The organism is Microbacterium sp. NPDC056044 (assembly GCF_042267145.1).
In the GTDB taxonomy this organism is placed as follows: domain Bacteria; phylum Actinomycetota; class Actinomycetes; order Actinomycetales; family Microbacteriaceae; genus Microbacterium.
Map to the genome: position 1 here is coordinate 140,258 of NZ_JBHJWZ010000006.1, position 15,831 is coordinate 156,088.

The following is a 15,831-nucleotide window of genomic DNA, read 5'->3' on the forward strand; positions in this document are numbered from 1 at the left end:
CGGGCGTCGGCGCAAGCCCCCCGTCCGGCCCATCGCGCGTCGATACCCTCGCGGCATGGACGCCGAGACACGATCCGACGGCCGTGGTCTGCTCATCGTGCGGAACGCGGCTTCCGGCACCGCCGTCGTGCGGGCCGATCCCGCCGACACCTTCGCCGAACGGCTTCCCAAGGCCGTCGTGCTCGAACTCGCGGATGGCGAAGACGTCGCCGGTGTCGTCGCGGAAGCGATGGAGATGGATGCTGCGCCCCACGTGCTCGGGATCTACGGCGGCGACGGCTCGGTGTCGCGCATGGCGCACCTCGCGCGCGAGCACGATCGTCCGCTGCTCGCGATGCCGGGCGGGACGTTCAACCACTTCGTGCGTGCGCTCGGCGTCGACACCGTGGACGGGGCGATCGACGCGTATGAGGCGAGTTCGACCGTCGAGGTGGGCGTCGCCGAGGCCACGGCCGACGGCGATGACCCGGTGACGGTGCTCAATGTGGTGTCGGTGGGCGCGTACCCGGAGCTCATCGAGGAGCGCGAGCGCCGTAGCAGCCTGGGCAAGTGGCTCGGCGGTGCCGTGGCCACGGCGGTCGCGCTGCGGCACGCCGAGCCGCTGACGATCGTCCGCGACGGCCGGCGGGCCCGGGTCTGGTCGGTCTTCGTAAGCGTCGGCCGCAACGACCCGGACCAGGTCGCGACGATGCAGCGGCAGGAGACGGATACTGCGGTGCTGGACGTGCGCATCCACCACGCGCGCGGATCCAAGGTCCGCGCCTTCGCGTCGCTCGCGTTCGGGAAGCGGTCCGCGGCCGTGCTGCGGGCGGTCGGGCTGTTCCCTCGCGATGCCGACATCGAGCGGCTCGTGGTGCCGGAGCTGGAATTGCGGGTGCGCCCCGAGCCGGGGCATCCGTCCGTCTTCGTCCACGATGGGGAGCTCGAGCAGCGGGATGCCGGCGGCTTCACGCTGCGCTGCGTGGCGGTGCCGCGCGCGTTGACGGTGTACGCACCCCTCGGCGCACGCTGAAGCGTGGCCCTCGCCGCCGCGACCTCCGCGTCGGGCGCACGGTTGTTCCCATTTGCGCGTTGAACTTCCGGTTCACACAGGGGCTCGTTTGCGCGTTGAACTTCCGGTTCACCCAGGTGCTCGCTTGCCCGTTGAACCTCCGGTTCACACAGGTGCTCGCTTGCGCGTTGAACTTCCGGTTCACACAGGTGCTCGCCTGCCTGTGATGTCTCGGGACATCACAACCTCCAGTTCACACGCGTGCAGGGGGGACCGGCGCTCAGGAGGGCTGTGTGAACCGGAAGTTCAATCGAGTTTTCAGAGAGTGACTCACCCGCGACAGAAGCCTTCGTGCCGGGCGTATCGCGACACGCGCCGCTGCGCGGCGGGCGGCGGGCCGCGCAGCGCGCGCAGTCCCGCTCAGCGACCAGGCGTCGGTCGCTGAGCGGGAGCGCAAGACACGTCAGTCGTGCTGGGGGAAGCCCAGGTTGATGCCGCCGTGCGACGGGTCGAGCCAGCGCGAGGTGATCGCCTTCTCGGCGGTGAAGAACTCGAAGCCGTGGGGGCCGTAGGCCTTGGCGTCGCCGAAGAGCGAGGCCTTCCAGCCGCCGAACGAGTGGTACGCCACCGGCACCGGGATCGGCACATTGATGCCGATCATGCCCACTGTCGCCTCGCGCTGGAAGCGCCGGGCGGCGCCGCCGTCGTTCGTGAAGATCGCGGTGCCGTTGCCGTAGCGGCTGGAATTGATGATGCCGAGGCCCTCCTCGTAGCCCTCGACGCGCACGACCGAGAGCACCGGGCCGAAGATCTCGTCGGTGTACACGGTCGACGACGTCGGCACGTTGTCGATGAGGGTCGGTCCGAGCCAGAACCCGCCGGGCTCGCCGTCGATCTCGACGTCGCGTCCGTCGACCACGACCGAGGCGCCGTCGGCGTCGGCGACGTCGAGGTACGACGTCACCTTGTCGCGGTGCTGTCCGGTGATGAGCGGTCCCATGTCGCAGCCGCGCGTGCCGTCGCCCACCTTGAGCCCCGCCATGCGCTCGGCCACCTTCGCGACGAACGCGTCGGCCACCGAGTCGACCGCGAGCACGACCGAGATCGCCATGCAGCGCTCGCCAGCCGAGCCGAAGCCCGCGTTCACGGCGGCGTCGGCGGCGAGGTCGAGGTCGGCGTCCGGCAGCACCAGCATGTGGTTCTTCGCGCCGCCGAGCGCCTGCACGCGCTTGCCGTGCGAGGTCGCGGTCTCGTAGACGTACTTCGCGATCGGCGTCGAGCCGACGAACGAGATCGCCCGCACGTCGGGGTGCTCGAGGAGCGCGTCCACCGCCTCCTTGTCGCCGTGCACGACGTTGAAGACGCCGTCGGGCAGGCCCGCCTCGGTGAGAAGGCCCGCGAGCCAGTTCGCGGCGGTCGGGTCCTTCTCCGACGGCTTCAGCACCACGGCGTTTCCGGCGGCGAGCGCGATCGAGAAGAACCACAGCGGCACCATGGCCGGGAAGTTGAACGGGCTGATGATGCCCACGACGCCCAGCGGCTGGCGCAGCGTGTACACGTCGATGCCGGTCGACACGTTCTCGGAGTACGCGCCCTTGGTCAGGTGTCCGAGCCCGCAGGCGAACTCGACGACCTCCATGCCGCGGGCGATCTCGCCGCGCGCGTCCGAGAGCACCTTGCCGTGCTCGGCGGTGAGGATCTCGGCGAGCTCCTCCTTGCGCGCGTTGAGCAGCTCGCGGAAGGCGAAGAGCACGCCCTGGCGCTTGGCGATCGAGGCGTCGCGCCATTGCAGCCACGCCGCGGACGCAGCATCCACCGCCTCCGAGACGTCTTCGCGGGACGCGAACCGCACCTCCTTCTGGACCGTCCCCAGCGCGGGGTTGAACACCTGGCCGGTGCGCTCGGACGCCCCGGCCCAGGGTGCGCCGTTGATCCAGTGGTCGAGAACCGCCGTCTCGGTGCGCGGCATGGTGTCAGTCATCGTGTTCCTCCTTCGGAACCCTCCTCGTGAGAGGGCGTGCACGTGTCACGCGAGGTCGCCTTCGACGCTCGTCAGGGCTTCATCGTAGATCGCCATCGCCTCGTGCACCTCCCCGTCGGTGACCACGCAGGGCGGCACGACGTGGAGGCGGTTCTCGGCGGTGAAGGGCAGGAGCCCGCGCGACGTGAGCTCCTTCTTGAGGCGCCCGATCACGTCGGCGCCGACCGGCTCCCGGGTCTCGCGGTCGGTGACGAGGTCGAGCGCCCAGAAGACGCCCTCGCCCCGCACCTCGCCGATGAGCGGGTGCTTCTCGGCCAGCTCCGCGAGGCCGGGGCCGATCGCCTCCTCGCCCACGCGGCGGGCGTTCTCGACGATGCCCTCCGACTCCATCGCATCGATGGCGGCGATGATGGATGCTGCCGCCAGAGGGTGACCGGAATACGTGAGCCCGCCGGGGAAGACGCGGTCGTCGAACGTCGCCGCGATCTTGTCGGAGATGATGACGCCGCCCACCGGGACGTAGCCGGAGTTCACGCCCTTCGCGAAGGTGATGAGGTCGGGCACGACGTCGTAGCCCTGGAACGCGAACCAGCGACCGGTGCGGCCGAACCCGGCCATGACCTCGTCGAGGATCAGCACGATCCCGTACTTGTCGGCGAGCGCCCGCACGCCGGCGAGGTAGCCGGGCGGAGGCAGCATGATGCCCGCGGTGCCGGGGACCGACTCGAGCAGCAGTGCCGCGATCGTCGACGGTCCCTCGGACTGGATGACGCGCTCGAGGTGGTGCAGCGCCCGCTCGGACTCCTCCTCGCGGGTCGTCGCCCAGAACTCGGTGCGGTAGAGGAAGGGTCCGAAGAAGTGCGCGTGTCCGCGGGCGTACTGGTTCGGCATCCGTCGCCAGTCGCCCGTCGCGACGATCGCCGCGCCGGTGTTGCCGTGGTACGAGCGGTACGTCGACAGCACCGTGTCGCGGCCGGTGTGCAGGCGCGCCATGCGGATGGCGTTCTCGATCGCGTCGGCGCCGCCGTTGGTGAAGAACACCTTGGTGAAGCCGTCCGGCGCCTTGCCGAGGATCCGCTGCGCGGCCTGCCCGCGGCGCAGGTGCGCCGTGGCGGGGCCGATCGTGGCCAGCTCGTCGGCCTGCGCTCGGATGGCGGCGACGACGGATGGATGCTGATGCCCGATGTTGACGTTCACCATCTGGCTGGAGAAGTCGAGGAGGCGATTGCCGGCGTGGTCCCACACGACCGAGCCCTTGCCCCCGGCGATCACGGGGAGGTCCAGCCCCGCCTGCGCGGACCAGGAGTGGAACACGTGCGCGCGGTCGAGCTCTTTCGCGAGGGCGTCGAGGTCTTCGGTCATGTGCGGCCTCCGGGGATCGTCGGTTCCTGAGGCTACGTTCGTCGCTCCCGCCCCTCCGGTCAACCGACGGACGTGCTCGTCGTGCCGCCGAAAAGGACGATCCGTCCTTTCCGGCGGCACGGCGGTCACGCGGTGATCGAGCGCTCCGCGCGGACCCGGCGGAGGATCGCGACGCCGAACCACACGGCCGGCACGAAGCCGACGGCGGTGAGGGCGGCGAACAGCACGGGCGTGAACGGCACGACGAACATGACGACCGTCGGCACGATCGCGAACGCGAGCAGCCACCACGGCACGACGCCGGCGCGGGCGAGCCCGGCCGTGGCGAGCGGGGTCGCGATGAGGTTGAGCATCGGCAGCATCGACAGGATGCCGAACACGGCACCGCCCTGGACGCCCTCCGACACGGCGACCGCGGTCGCCGGGTCGAGCTGGAGGCCGATCGTCATCGTCCAGAAGTCGAACAGCACCCAGCCCGAGACGAGGGCGTGGCTGAGCGTGGCGAGCAGCGCACCGATGAGTGCCAGCCACCCGCCGCGTGCGCCGCGGACAAGTCCGGGAACCGCGAGGAACCCCAGGGCGAGGAACAGGTTGCCGAAGTGCAGCAGAGTCGCCGACAGCTGCGTAAGGACGGGGTCGGCCGCGAGCGACGCGATGTAGTCGGCGGTCGCCTCCGAGGCTTGCGGCGGCGACGTCGCGATGCCCGCCGTGTACAGGGCGGCACCGGCGAGGAGGGCGAGTCCGCCGAGCGCGGCGAGCCGGCGTCCGGGCACCGAGGCCGCTGTCGCGATCGGCACAGCATGCTGCGAGACGCGCGCTGCCGGCACCGGTGCGGTGGCGGCGGGCGGGGTGTCGTGGGTGGTCATGTCGGTCCTTCCGGTTCGGGGGCTCGCTGCGAGCCGTCACCGAAGCTATGGGCGACGGATGCTGCGGCGGATCGCCCGCCCGTATCGATCCGTCGCGCCGCACGGCGGAACACCGCCGGCCGTCATTCCGTCGTACGAAGGACGCGGGCGCCGCCGCGCGGGCACTAGCGTGTCGGGCATGACGCCGCGCGATCCCGCTCCGCCCTCCGCCACGTGGCTGTCGCGCTACGGTTCCGCCCTGCTCTTCGTCGCCGGCGGCGCCCTCGTGATCGCACTCTCGGTGATGGAGTTCCTCCTCGACACCCGGGTCATCGTGCCGCCGCAGGCGCTGATCCCGCCGATCGCGGTCGGCGTCGTCGTCATGCTGGCGCCGAAGCTGCCCCTCACCGCGGCGATCGTCGCGGCGGTGTCGCCGCCGTTCAACCTCCTGCTGGGCGCGCCCGGTCCGGGTGGCGTGCAGCTGCTCGCGATCATCCTGCTCATCGGCCGCGCCGCAGCCGTCCTGCCCACCCGCCGCGCGATCTGGGCGCTCGGGGTCGGGGTGGTGGCCGCGCTCGCCGCGGGCGTGCTCGGTTCCGCGGCCCTCTGGGAGGGCCTCTTCACGGTGTCGGTGTACGTGGCCGGTTTCGGCGTCGGCCTGCTCGTGCGACGCGAGCGGAGCCAGGCGCAGCGCCTGCGCGAGCTCGCGATCGAGCTCGCCGAGCAGCGCGAGGCAGCGGCGGCCGCGGCGGTGATGGCCGAGCGCGCGCGCATCGCGCGCGACGTGCACGACTCGGTGGCTCACCAGGTCAGCGTGATGGTGCTGCAGATCGGCGGCCTGCGCCGGCTCCTGCCCGAGCGCCCCGACGCGCAGGAGGTGCTGCGCGGCCTCGAAGGCGTCGGCCGCGAGGCCGTCGACGAGATGCGCCGGGTGGTCGGCCTGATGCGCGAACCCGCTCCCGACGAGCACCCGTCGCTCAGCAGGCTCGAGAAGGTGCTGGCGCCGCTGCGGGAGTCCGGCATGCCGATCGCCCTCGACGTCGTGGGCGACCCGGTGGCGCTCCCGCCCCTGCAGGACACGGCGCTGGTGCGGGTGATCCAGGAATCCCTCTCGAACGTCGTGCGTCACGCCGGTGCCGCCGCGACTGCGATCGAGGTCGCGTACGTCGACGGCCGGGTGCGGGTGACCGTGACCGACGACGGTGTCTTCCGGTCGACGGACGCCGCCGCTGCCGCGAGCGGCCACGGCGTCCGCATCATGCGGGAGCGCATGACGGTGGCCGGCGGCTCGCTCACCGCCGGTCCGCTGGGCGGGGGCTGGCGCGTCGTCGCCGAGGTGCCGGTGCGAGAGGGTTCGACACTGCCCGAGAGCGCGGTCGCGCCGTGATCCGGGTGCTGCTTGTCGACGATCAGGCGATGGTGCGGGCGGGGCTGCGCATGGTGCTCAGCGCCGAGACCGACGTCGAGGTCGTGGGCGAGGCATCCGACGGGGCCGAGGCCCTCCGGCTCGTGGCACGCCATGCTCCGGACGTCGTGCTGCTCGACGTGCGCATGCCGGGAATGGACGGCCTCGAGGCGGCGCGTCGGATGGGGACGGATGCTGCGGCCCCCGGCATCCTCATGCTCACGACGTTCGACGAGCACGAGATCGTCGATGAGGCGCTCGCGACCGGGGTCGCCGGGTTCCTGCTGAAGGCGTCGTCTCCCGAGCAGCTGGTGGACGCGGTGCGCGCGGTGGCCGCGGGCTCGGGCGTGCTCGACCCCGCGATCACCCGGCACGTGATCGACCGGTTCGCCACGGCGCCGCGCGTGGACGCCGACGCAGCGGCGACGCTCGCGGAGCTCAGCCCGCGCGAGGTCGACGTGCTGCGGCTCGTCGCCGCCGGGCGCAGCAACGCCGAGATCGCGTCGATCCTGTTCCTCGGAGAGGCGACCGTGAAGACGCACGTGAGCCGGATGCTGCTGAAGCTCGGCCTGCGCGACCGCGTGCAGGCTGTCGCCTTCGCCTACGAGAGCGGACTGCTCACCCCGGGCGGCTGATCGCTCGGCCGCCCGGGGCCGGGACTCACTCGCCGCCGGGCTTGAGCTCGACCTCGACGGCCGTGAAGTCCGCGCCTTCCACATCGACGCCGTCGGCGCGCAGCGCTTCGAGAGCCTTGTCGACGTACTCGTTGGTGTACGCGGAGGCCGGCGGGTCGGTGGTGATGACCTGGGCGCCGTCCTGGTTCTTGGTCTCGAGAGCCATCGAGACCGTGGCATCCCACTGGTCCTCGTTGATGTGTCCGATCCCGCTCGTGGAGGGCCAGATGAGCTTGTTGATCTCGTTCGCCATCCACAGCTGGTGGCTCGTGCCGAGCGTGGAGCCGGCGGCGGTCACCTCGTCTGCGGCGGCCTGCGGGTCATCGCGCTGGTCGATCCAGCCGAGGATCGCCCCCTGGATGAGCTTGACGGCCGTGTCCTGGTATTCGGGGTCGCTCTCGAGGCGCTCGGCGTTGGCCCAGATCGCGTCCTGCAGCATCGCGGTGCCGACCTTGTTCCAGTCGATGACGGTGAAGTCCTCGGGCTGGTAGAGCTCCCCGGTCTCGGGATCGGTCGCTTCGAGCAGCTGGGCGTACTCGTTGTAGGTCATCGCCTGGGCGGCGTCGATCTCGCTGCTGAGCAGCGCGTTCATGTCGAAGTTCTGCTGCACGATGGTGTAATCCGTCGCGTCGGCCTCGGTGAGGCCCGCGAAGAGCTCCCATTCGTTGCCGTAGCCCCACGAGCCGATCGTCTTGCCGGACAGGTCGGCGGGCGTCTCGAGACCGCTGTCGGCCCACGAGACCTGGAGCGTGCCGGAGCGCTCGAAGATCTGCGCGATGTTGGTGATCCCGGCGCCCGCTTCGATTGAGGCGAGGGCCTTGGGAACCCACGCGATCGCGAAGTCGACGTCGCCGGCGGCGAGCACGTCCTGCGGGACGATGTCGACGGCGCCGGGGATGATCTCGACGTCGAGGCCGAGGTCCTCCCAGTACCCGTTCGCGGCGGCGAGGTAGTAGCCGCCGAACTGCGCCTGCGTCAGCCACTGGAGCTGCAGGGTGACGGGGGTCAGTTCGTCGCTGGTCGCGTCACCCGAGTCGGGCGTGCTGCCGCCCGAGCATCCGGCGAGCAGGAGTGCGGCGGCCGCGGCGCCGGCGACGCCGGCGAGGAGGCGAGGTGTGCTTCTCATGTGATTCCCTCTCTGTGGTGGTGCGGGTAGTGCGGGATAGTGGCCCGTCGGGCTACCGGGCGAAGCGTGTGAACGCGCGCTCGATGAGACTCGTGATGAGGAAGAACGCGAGCCCGAGGACGATCGCCCCGAGCACGAAGGCCCATGCCCGCGCATAGGCGGAGTTCGCCGCGGCGGTGGTGATCGCGGCGCCCAGGCCCTGGCGCGGGCCGCCGAAGTACTCGGCGACCAGCGCCGAGATCACGGCGAGCGAAGACGCCACGCGGAGTCCGGTGAAGAAGTGGGGGAGCGCGGCCGGGATCGTGAGGGTGCGGATCACCTGCGCCGGGGTGGCGGCCAGCGCCCGCAGCAGGTCGCGCTGCACGGGTCGCACCTGCCGCAGGCCCCGCAGGGTGTTGAGGAAGATCGGCACGAACGCGGCGACGGCCGCGATGAGCACGCGCGCGGTCTCGGACGTGCTGCCGAACATCGTGTACAGCACCGGGGCGAGCGCGACGATCGGCACCACGGCGATCGCGGCGACGATCGGCGCGAGCATCCCGTCGATCACCCTCGTGCGCGAGGCGAGCACCGCCAGCGCGATGCCGATGACGCTGCCGAGCAGCAGCCCCCACAATGCGTTCAGTCCGGTCACGAGCGTCGCGGACGCGATGGCGGGGAGGTACGCGACGATCTCGTCCCAGATCGCCGCCGGACTCGCGAGCACGAACGGCGGGATGTCCAGCGCGGTCACCAGCACCTGCACCAGCGCGATGCCGAACACCAGCAGCGCGAGCGGCGGAAGCACCCGCTTGAGCACCGTCTCGACCGCAGGGTTCATCGGACGTCGAACCCCCGGCCGGGGCCGGAGTCCGGCCCGTGCAAGGCTTCCCGCACGGCGGTGACATCGGCGAAGAACGACGGATCCTCGCGCAGATCCTCGCTCCGCTCCGCGCTCCCGCCCAGGCGCACCTCGAGCTGCGCAGTGATGCGGCCCGGTCGTGGCGACATCACCACCACGCGGTCGGAGAGGTAGACGGCCTCGGGAATCGAGTGGGTGACGAAGACCACCGCGGCGCCCGTGCGGGCGCGGATGCGCAGAAGCTCCGTCTGCATGCGTTCCCGGGTCATCTCGTCGAGCGCGCCGAAGGGCTCGTCCATCAGCAGGAGCCCCGGTTCTTCGGCGAGCGAGCGCGCGATCGCGACGCGCTGCTGCATCCCGCCGGAGAGCTGGTCGGGGAAGTGCCCTCCGAACTCGCTGAGTCCGATGAGGTCGAGGAGTTCGGCGACGCGGTCCGCCCGCGCGCGGCGGTCGATCCCGTGCAGCTGCAGCGGCAGCTCGATGTTGGCACTGACCGTACGCCAGGGCAGGAGCGCCGCCTGCTGAAACGCGATGCCGTACGCGCGGCGCGCTCGCGCCGTGCGCGCCGGCGTGCCGAAGACCTCGACGGAGCCGCTCGTGGGCTCGTCGAGGTCGGCGATCAGCCGCAGCAGCGTCGACTTTCCGCACCCGGAGGGACCGATGAGCGACACGAACTCGCCGGGGGCGACGGTCAGATCGACCCCGGTGAGGGCTGTCACCGGCGTGCCGCCCTTCACAGGGAAGACGCGGTCGACCCCGGTCACACGGACAGCGGCGATGGCGGTGGCGGTATCAGGCATCGGCGAGGCTCTCCGTCCGGCGGAAGCGCGTGAGCGCGAGTGAGATGAGGGCGATCAGTCCCGCCGCGAGCAGTCCGAGCAGGATCGCGCCGAAGACCGGCGACCAGGGCCGTGCGGGATCGGTGGATGCCGCCGCCGAGGTCTCGAGGATCAGCCGGCCGATGCCGTCGTTGTAGCCGACCGAGATCTCGGCGACGACGGTGCCGACGACGGCGCCGGCCGCTCCGAGGCGCAGTGCGGGGAGCAGGAACGGCACGGATGCCGGCAGCCGCAGCCGCACGAGGGTCGCCCACCAGCCGACGGCGTACGTCTGGAACAGCTCCTCGTGGATCGTGTCGGGCGACTTCAGGCCGCGCAGCGCCCCGATGGCGATGGGGAAGAACGCCAGGTAGGAGGCGATCACGACGACCGACATCCAGCTCTCCCACGAGAACGAGCCGAACTCCAGGCGCGACCCCCAGTTGCGGATCAGCGGGGCGAGGGCGATGAGCGGCACGGTCTGACTGAGGATCACGAACGGCAGCACCGCCCACTCCGCCAGCCGGATGCGGAGCATGACCAGAGCCAACAGCATCCCGACGACGAATCCGAGGGCGAGTCCGAGCGTCGACAGCAGCAGGCTGTTCAGCGCTGCGATGAGTACGACCGCGCCCAGGGGGAGCGCGCCCGGGGCGCGCGTGACGGGCTGGATCGCGCGGCCGATCATGTCCCAGACATGCGGCATCGTGCGCTCGTCGGCACGAGGGAGGAGGCGGATACCGCTGCCGGTCTGGCCCTCGACCGCGCCGACCACGAGACCCTGAGGCGGCCCGAACGCGCGGTACAGCTCCCACAGCAGGATCAGCACGGCGACGCCGAGCATGCCGTATACGACGGCGCTCGCGACGCCGGCACGACGCCGGGGCTTCGGGCTCGAGCGCGCTGTCACGTCTTCGCCGTCACGTGGGCCGAGAGCGCCGGGATGACGGTCTCGCCGTAGACGCGGAGGGTCTCCTCCTTGTTGTCGTGCTGCAGGTACCCGGCGAACTGGGTCACACCGAGTGCGCGCAGCTGCTCGAGCTTCGCGATGTGCTCGTCGGCCGTGCCGAGGATGCAGAACCGGTCGACGATGTCGTCGGGCACGAAGTCGACGTGGTCGTTGTCGGCCTTGCCGTGCGTGTTGTAGTCGTAGCCCTGCCGGCGCTCGATGTAGTCGGTGAGCGCCTCGGGCACGCCTTCGCCGTGGTGGCCGTACTTCGCCACGATGTCGGCGACGTGGTTGCCGACCATGCCGCCGAACCAGCGGCACTGCTCGCGCATGTGCTCCCGGTCGTCGCCGATGTACATCGGCGCCGCCACGCAGAACGACAGCGACTCGGGGTCGCGGCCGGCGGCGGCCGCAGCATCCTTCACCGTCTTGATCATCCACGCGGCGATGTCGACGTCCGCGAGCTGGAGGATGAATCCGTCGCCGACCTCACCGGTGAGCTTCAGCGCCATCGGCCCGTACGCGGCGACCCACACGTCCAGCTCGGATCCCCGACTCCACGGGAACTGCAGCGTCGCGCCCTTGTATTCGACCGGCCTCGAGTTGGCGAGCTCGCGGATCACGTGGATCGACTCGCGCAGCTCGGCCATCGTCGTGGGCCTGCCGTTCGTGACACGCACCGCCGAGTCGCCGCGGCCGATGCCGCAGATCGTGCGGTTGCCGTACATCTCGTTGAGCGTGGCGAAGACGGATGCCGTGACCGTCCAATCGCGGGTCGCGGGGTTCGTCACGAACGGCCCCACGGTGACGCGCTTGGTCTCGGCGAGGATCGCGGAGTGGATGACGTAGGGCTCCTGCCACAGCAGGTGCGAGTCGAACGTCCACACGTGGCTGAAGCCGTGCGCCTCGGCGAGCTTCGCGAGCTGGACCGTGCGTGCGGCGGGCGGATTGGTCTGGAGGACGACACCGAAGTCCATGGGCTGCTCCTCAGATCAGGTACTGCGACAGGCCGCGCTTGAGGAACCGGCCGTCGCCCTTGGCGCCGAGGTACTGGCCGCCGTCGACCACGACCTTGCCGCGCGAGATGACGGTGTCGACGTGCCCGTCGATCTCGTAGCCCTCCCACGCGGAGTGGTCCATGTTCATGTGGTGGGTCTTGCCTTCCCCGTACCCGATGGAGGTGTGGCCGTTCGGGTCGTACACCACGACGTCGCCGTCGGCGCCGGGCTGGATCACGCCCTTGCGTCCGTACAGGCCGAACATGCGCGCCGGGGTGGTCGACGTCAGCTCGACCCAGCGCTCCAGCGTGATCTTGCCGCTCACGACGCCCTGGTACATGAGGTCCATGCGGTGCTCGACCGAGCCGATGCCGTTCGGGATCGCGCGGAAGTCGTCGAGGCCGAGCTCCTTCTGGCCCTTCATGCAGAACGGGCAGTGGTCGGTCGACACCATCTGGATGTCGTTGGTGCGCAGCGCCTGCCACATGTGGTGCTGGTGGCCCTCCTGCCGCGAGCGCAGCGGCGTCGAGCACACCCACTTGGCGCCCTCGAACTGCCCCCACTCCTCGCTGAACGCGCCCAGTTGCTCCTCGAGCGAGAGGTACAGGTACTGCGGGCACGTCTCGCCGAACACGTTCCAGCCCTGGTCGCGCGCCCAGGCGAGCTGGTCCACGGCCTGCTTCGCCGACACGTGGACGACATACAGCGGGGCGCCGGTGAGGTTCGCGAGCATGATCGCGCGGTGCGTGGCCTCCTCCTCCATCTGCCAGGCGCGGGCGATGCCGTGGTAGTACGGCGCCTTCTTGCCCGCCTCGGCGAGCTGCGCCGCCAGCACGTCGATCGCCGGCCCGTTCTCGGCGTGCATCATCGTGAGGAGTCCGGTCTCCTGCGAGACCTGCATCGCCTTCAGCACCTGGGCGTCGTCGGAGTAGAAGACGCCGGGGTAGGCCATGAAGAGCTTGAAGCTCGACACCCCCTCGTCGACGAGACCGCGCATCGCGGCGAGCGAGTCGTCGTCGACGCCGCCGACGATCTGGTGGAAGCCGTAGTCGATCGCGCAGTTGCCCGCGGCCTTCTCGTGCCAGGCAGCGAGGCCGTCCTGCACGCGCTCGCCGTAGCGCTGCACGGCGAAGTCGATGATCGACGTCGTGCCGCCCCACGCGGCCGCCCGCGTGCCGGTCTCGAACGTGTCGGACGCATTGGTGCCGCCGAAGGGCAGCTCCATGTGGGTGTGCGCGTCGATGCCGCCAGGGATCACGTACTTGCCGGACGCGTCGATGACGGTGTCGACGGATGCCGCGACATCCGTCCCGAGAAGCTGCGAGCCGGGCGCGAGCACGGCCGCGATGGTCTCGCCGTCGATGAGCACGTCCGCTTCGCCCCGGCCGGTCGCCGAGACGACGGTGCCGCCCTTGATGAGTGTGGTCGCCATGTCCCGTCCCCTTACGGCTTCGCGATCTTCGTGTAGGAGTCGGGCCGGCGATCGCGGTAGAACTGCCAGTCGTCGCGCATCTCGCGCACCATGTCGAGATCGAGGTCGCGCACCAGCAGCTCCTCGTGCGTGCCTGAGCCGCGCTCGCCGACGAAGTCACCCCGCGGGTCGATGACCTGGCTGGTGCCGTAGAAGTCGACGGCGAGGTCGCCGTACTCGTTGTCCTCGCGGCCGACGCGGTTGGGCTGCAGCACGAAGTACCCGTTCGCCACGGCCGCGGCCGGACCCTCGACCTCCCACAGCCGGTTCGACAGGCCGGGCTTGGTGGCGTTCGGGTTGAAGACGATGTGCGCGTCGTTCAGGCCCAGCTCGCGCCAGCCCTCGGGGAAGTGGCGGTCGTAGCAGATGTACATGCCGATCCGGCCGACGGCGGTGTCGAAGACGGGGTAGCCCATGTTGCCCGGCCGGAAGTAGAACTTCTCCCAGAACCGGTCGAGATGCGGGAGGTGGTGCTTGCGGTACTTGCCGAGGATCGTGCCGTCGGCATCCACGAGCACGGCGGTGTTGTAGTACACCCCGGTCTCGGCCTCCTCGTAGATCGGCAGCACCATCACCGTCCCGAGCTCCTTCGCGATCGCGGCGAAGCGCTGCACGATCGGCCCGTCCGCAGGCTCCGCGAAGCGGTAGTACTTCTTGTCCTGCGTGATCCCGAAGTAGGGCCCGTAGAACAGCTCCTGGAAGCACACCACCTGCGCACCCTGGGACGCGGCGTCGCGCGCGAACCCCTCGTGCTTGTCGAGCATCGACTCCTTGTCGCCCGTCCAGGTGGTCTGCGAAATCGCCGCGCGTACCGTCGTCATCGTCTCTCCGTTCGTGAACCGGCTGGCGCCGTGTTCGTCCGTCCCTCGGGCGGGTCGGGCGGGGTCCGATCGATGGAGCAGCCCCGCTTCCCGATCCTGGCGATCCGACGTTTCCCGTCGGTTTCGGCCTGTGACGCGACAGTAAAGCCTTGCCCGGTGCGGCGCAATGGTCGGCTGGGCAGACCTTATGGATCGAGGGAACGGGATGCTGCAGCATCCGTGTCCGTCTACATCGCTCGGCTGACCTCGCCCACGGCGGATACAGCGCGGGACGGATGCCGCGGTGCCGGCGCTCCCGTACCGTGAAACGGGTGTTCCGCAGCCTGAAGCGCTATCAGATCGTCGTCGACGTCTCTCTCGCCGTGGTGTTCTTCCTCGTGACGTGGCCGATCGAGACCCTGGCGGTGACGGGTGGCCTGCAGGGGTCGTTCGCGCCGCCGCCGTCTCTCGCCAGCCTGGTCAATGTGCTGATCTTCGCCGGCGCACTGGCGGTCCGGCGGCTCTCGCCCGGCCTGAGCCTCGGTATCGCGTGGGCGGGAGCCGTGCTGCAGATGGGTTGGGGCCGCCCGCCCGGTCTCGCCGACATCGCGATCTTCGCGGTTCTGTACGCGACCGCCGCCTACGGAACGCAGCTGGTGTTCTGGCTCGGGTTCGCGTCGTCGTTCGTCGGCGCTCTCGTGATCACGATCTACCTCGTGATCGGTCCGTATTTCGGTTCCGCCGGTGTGACGTGGAGCACGATTCCCATCGCGCTGGCCGTACTCGTCGCGGCTGTCTTCGCGCTGCTCCTGTCGTGGACCATCGGCGCCCTCGTGCGCACCGCCGTGCGGGCGCGCGAGAACCGCGAGGCGCAGCAGCGCGCCGAGGCCGAGACGGTCGCCGAGCAGGAGCGGGTGCGCATCGCGCGCGACATGCACGACGTCGTCGCCCATTCGCTCGCGGTCGTGATCGCCCAGGCCGACGGCGCACGGTATGCGGCGGCCGCCGACCCGGCCGTCGCGACCGACGCCCTCGCGACGATCTCGACCACCGCCCGCTCGGCCCTCGCCGACGTGCGGCTGCTGCTCGGGCAGCTGCGACACCGCCAGGGCGACGGGCCGCAGCCCACGATCGCCGACCTCGAGGAGCTGTACGCGCAGGTGCGGACCGCCGGGGTGCAGCTGCGCGTCGACGTCGACCCCGCGCCGCCAGGCGAACCGCCCGCGGCCGTGCAGCTCGCGGTGTACCGCATCCTGCAGGAGGCGCTCACCAACGCGCTCCGGCACGGCGCTCCCGAGGGCTCGGTCGACGTGCGGCTGTCGTGGCTCCCCGACCGCGTCGAGCTCGACGTGCGCAACCCCGTCGTGCCGGGCGCGCAGCCCGGACGGTCGGGCCACGGCATCATCGGAATGCGCGAGCGCGCGCAGCTCGCCGGCGGCCGGCTCGATGCGGCCGACGAAGGCGGCGCGTTCATCGTGCGCGCCGTCATCCCGATCGGAGGGGCCGGTTGAGCCCGCTCGTACACAACCTCGGATCCGCAGGTGCGGAGCGGTCCGGCGACACGCCGGGT

At 70.6% G+C, this 15,831-nt stretch carries 14 protein-coding genes; 4 read left to right on the plus strand and 10 right to left on the minus strand.

The window, feature by feature from the left end; all coding sequences use genetic code 11:
• The first annotated feature begins 55 nt into the window (after window positions 1-55).
• Window positions 56-1,012, plus strand: coding sequence for a diacylglycerol/lipid kinase family protein (locus tag ACFC1I_RS17795; RefSeq protein WP_376012426.1), 957 nt, complete (start codon window positions 56-58; stop codon window positions 1,010-1,012).
• A 442-nt stretch (window positions 1,013-1,454) separates the two neighbouring features.
• Here the strand turns inward: ACFC1I_RS17795 and ACFC1I_RS17800 are convergent, their stop codons facing one another.
• The 3 genes from ACFC1I_RS17800 to ACFC1I_RS17810 form a co-directional block, all read right to left on the minus strand.
• Window positions 1,455-2,972 (minus strand): CoA-acylating methylmalonate-semialdehyde dehydrogenase, encoded by a 1,518-nt coding sequence (locus ACFC1I_RS17800; protein WP_376012429.1) that lies wholly within the window; start codon window positions 2,970-2,972, stop codon window positions 1,455-1,457.
• A 45-nt stretch (window positions 2,973-3,017) separates the two neighbouring features.
• Window positions 3,018-4,334, minus strand: a complete 1,317-nt coding sequence (locus ACFC1I_RS17805; protein ID WP_376012432.1) for an aspartate aminotransferase family protein — start codon at window positions 4,332-4,334, stop codon at window positions 3,018-3,020.
• Window positions 4,335-4,459: 125 nt separating this feature from the next.
• The gene (locus tag ACFC1I_RS17810; protein WP_376012435.1) at window positions 4,460-5,200 is read right to left on the minus strand and encodes a hypothetical protein; all 741 of its coding nucleotides are present in this window, start codon (window positions 5,198-5,200) and stop codon (window positions 4,460-4,462) included.
• A 178-nt stretch (window positions 5,201-5,378) separates the two neighbouring features.
• Between ACFC1I_RS17810 and ACFC1I_RS17815 the strand changes: the two genes are divergently transcribed.
• Both ACFC1I_RS17815 and ACFC1I_RS17820 read left to right on the plus strand, forming a co-directional pair.
• Complete coding sequence (locus tag ACFC1I_RS17815; RefSeq protein WP_376012438.1) at window positions 5,379-6,566, plus strand: sensor histidine kinase; 1,188 nt, start codon at window positions 5,379-5,381, stop codon at window positions 6,564-6,566.
• Window positions 6,563-7,219 carry a response regulator gene (locus ACFC1I_RS17820; RefSeq protein ID WP_376012441.1) on the plus strand — a complete coding sequence of 219 codons (657 nt, stop codon included), beginning with the start codon at window positions 6,563-6,565 and terminating at the stop codon, window positions 7,217-7,219. The genes ACFC1I_RS17815 and ACFC1I_RS17820 overlap by 4 nt, the downstream gene beginning before the upstream one ends.
• Window positions 7,220-7,244: 25 nt before the next feature.
• On the opposite strand, the gene ACFC1I_RS17825 is transcribed toward ACFC1I_RS17820, so the two are convergent.
• The 7 genes from ACFC1I_RS17825 to ACFC1I_RS17855 are packed head-to-tail and all read right to left on the minus strand — an operon-like array spanning window position 7,245 to window position 14,282.
• The gene (locus ACFC1I_RS17825) at window positions 7,245-8,384 is read right to left on the minus strand and encodes an ABC transporter substrate-binding protein (RefSeq protein ID WP_376012443.1); all 1,140 of its coding nucleotides are present in this window, start codon (window positions 8,382-8,384) and stop codon (window positions 7,245-7,247) included.
• Between the two features lie 52 nt (window positions 8,385-8,436).
• Window positions 8,437-9,204, minus strand: coding sequence for an ABC transporter permease (locus ACFC1I_RS17830; RefSeq protein WP_376012446.1), 768 nt, complete (start codon window positions 9,202-9,204; stop codon window positions 8,437-8,439).
• Window positions 9,201-10,025, minus strand: coding sequence for an ABC transporter ATP-binding protein (locus tag ACFC1I_RS17835; RefSeq protein ID WP_376012449.1), 825 nt, complete (start codon window positions 10,023-10,025; stop codon window positions 9,201-9,203). The genes ACFC1I_RS17830 and ACFC1I_RS17835 overlap by 4 nt, the downstream gene beginning before the upstream one ends.
• On the minus strand, window positions 10,018-10,953 hold the full coding sequence (locus ACFC1I_RS17840) for an ABC transporter permease (RefSeq protein WP_376012452.1): 936 nt from the start codon (window positions 10,951-10,953) through the stop codon (window positions 10,018-10,020). Before ACFC1I_RS17840 ends, ACFC1I_RS17835 begins: the two co-directional genes overlap by 8 nt.
• Window positions 10,950-11,969 carry a TIGR03842 family LLM class F420-dependent oxidoreductase gene (locus tag ACFC1I_RS17845; protein ID WP_376012455.1) on the minus strand — a complete coding sequence of 340 codons (1,020 nt, stop codon included), beginning with the start codon at window positions 11,967-11,969 and terminating at the stop codon, window positions 10,950-10,952. The genes ACFC1I_RS17840 and ACFC1I_RS17845 overlap by 4 nt, the downstream gene beginning before the upstream one ends.
• 10 nt (window positions 11,970-11,979) lie before the next feature.
• A complete protein-coding gene (gene hydA, locus ACFC1I_RS17850; RefSeq protein ID WP_376012458.1) occupies window positions 11,980-13,422 on the minus strand; it encodes a dihydropyrimidinase in 1,443 nt (480 codons plus the stop codon).
• 11 nt (window positions 13,423-13,433) lie between these two features.
• A complete protein-coding gene (locus tag ACFC1I_RS17855) occupies window positions 13,434-14,282 on the minus strand; it encodes a nitrilase-related carbon-nitrogen hydrolase (RefSeq protein ID WP_376012460.1) in 849 nt (282 codons plus the stop codon).
• Window positions 14,283-14,593: 311 nt separating this feature from the next.
• Between ACFC1I_RS17855 and ACFC1I_RS17860 the strand changes: the two genes are divergently transcribed.
• Entirely contained in the window at window positions 14,594-15,772 is a 1,179-nt protein-coding gene (locus ACFC1I_RS17860; protein ID WP_376012463.1) for a histidine kinase, read from the plus strand.
• Window positions 15,773-15,831 lie beyond the last annotated feature (59 nt).

Coding starts and splice junctions, on each gene's coding strand:
- ACFC1I_RS17800 (WP_376012429.1), bottom strand. CDS start 2,972: ATGACTGACACCATGCCGCGCACCGAGACGGCGGTTCTCGACCACTGG.
- ACFC1I_RS17810 (WP_376012435.1), bottom strand. CDS start 5,200: ATGACCACCCACGACACCCCGCCCGCCGCCACCGCACCGGTGCCGGCA.
- ACFC1I_RS17825 (WP_376012443.1), bottom strand. CDS start 8,384: ATGAGAAGCACACCTCGCCTCCTCGCCGGCGTCGCCGGCGCCGCGGCC.
- ACFC1I_RS17835 (WP_376012449.1), bottom strand. CDS start 10,025: ATGCCTGATACCGCCACCGCCATCGCCGCTGTCCGTGTGACCGGGGTC.
- hydA (WP_376012458.1), bottom strand. CDS start 13,422: ATGGCGACCACACTCATCAAGGGCGGCACCGTCGTCTCGGCGACCGGC.
- ACFC1I_RS17855 (WP_376012460.1), bottom strand. CDS start 14,282: ATGACGACGGTACGCGCGGCGATTTCGCAGACCACCTGGACGGGCGAC.
- ACFC1I_RS17805 (WP_376012432.1), bottom strand. CDS start 4,334: ATGACCGAAGACCTCGACGCCCTCGCGAAAGAGCTCGACCGCGCGCAC.
- ACFC1I_RS17830 (WP_376012446.1), bottom strand. CDS start 9,204: ATGAACCCTGCGGTCGAGACGGTGCTCAAGCGGGTGCTTCCGCCGCTC.
- ACFC1I_RS17815 (WP_376012438.1), top strand. CDS start 5,379: ATGACGCCGCGCGATCCCGCTCCGCCCTCCGCCACGTGGCTGTCGCGC.
- ACFC1I_RS17845 (WP_376012455.1), bottom strand. CDS start 11,969: ATGGACTTCGGTGTCGTCCTCCAGACCAATCCGCCCGCCGCACGCACG.
- ACFC1I_RS17795 (WP_376012426.1), top strand. CDS start 56: ATGGACGCCGAGACACGATCCGACGGCCGTGGTCTGCTCATCGTGCGG.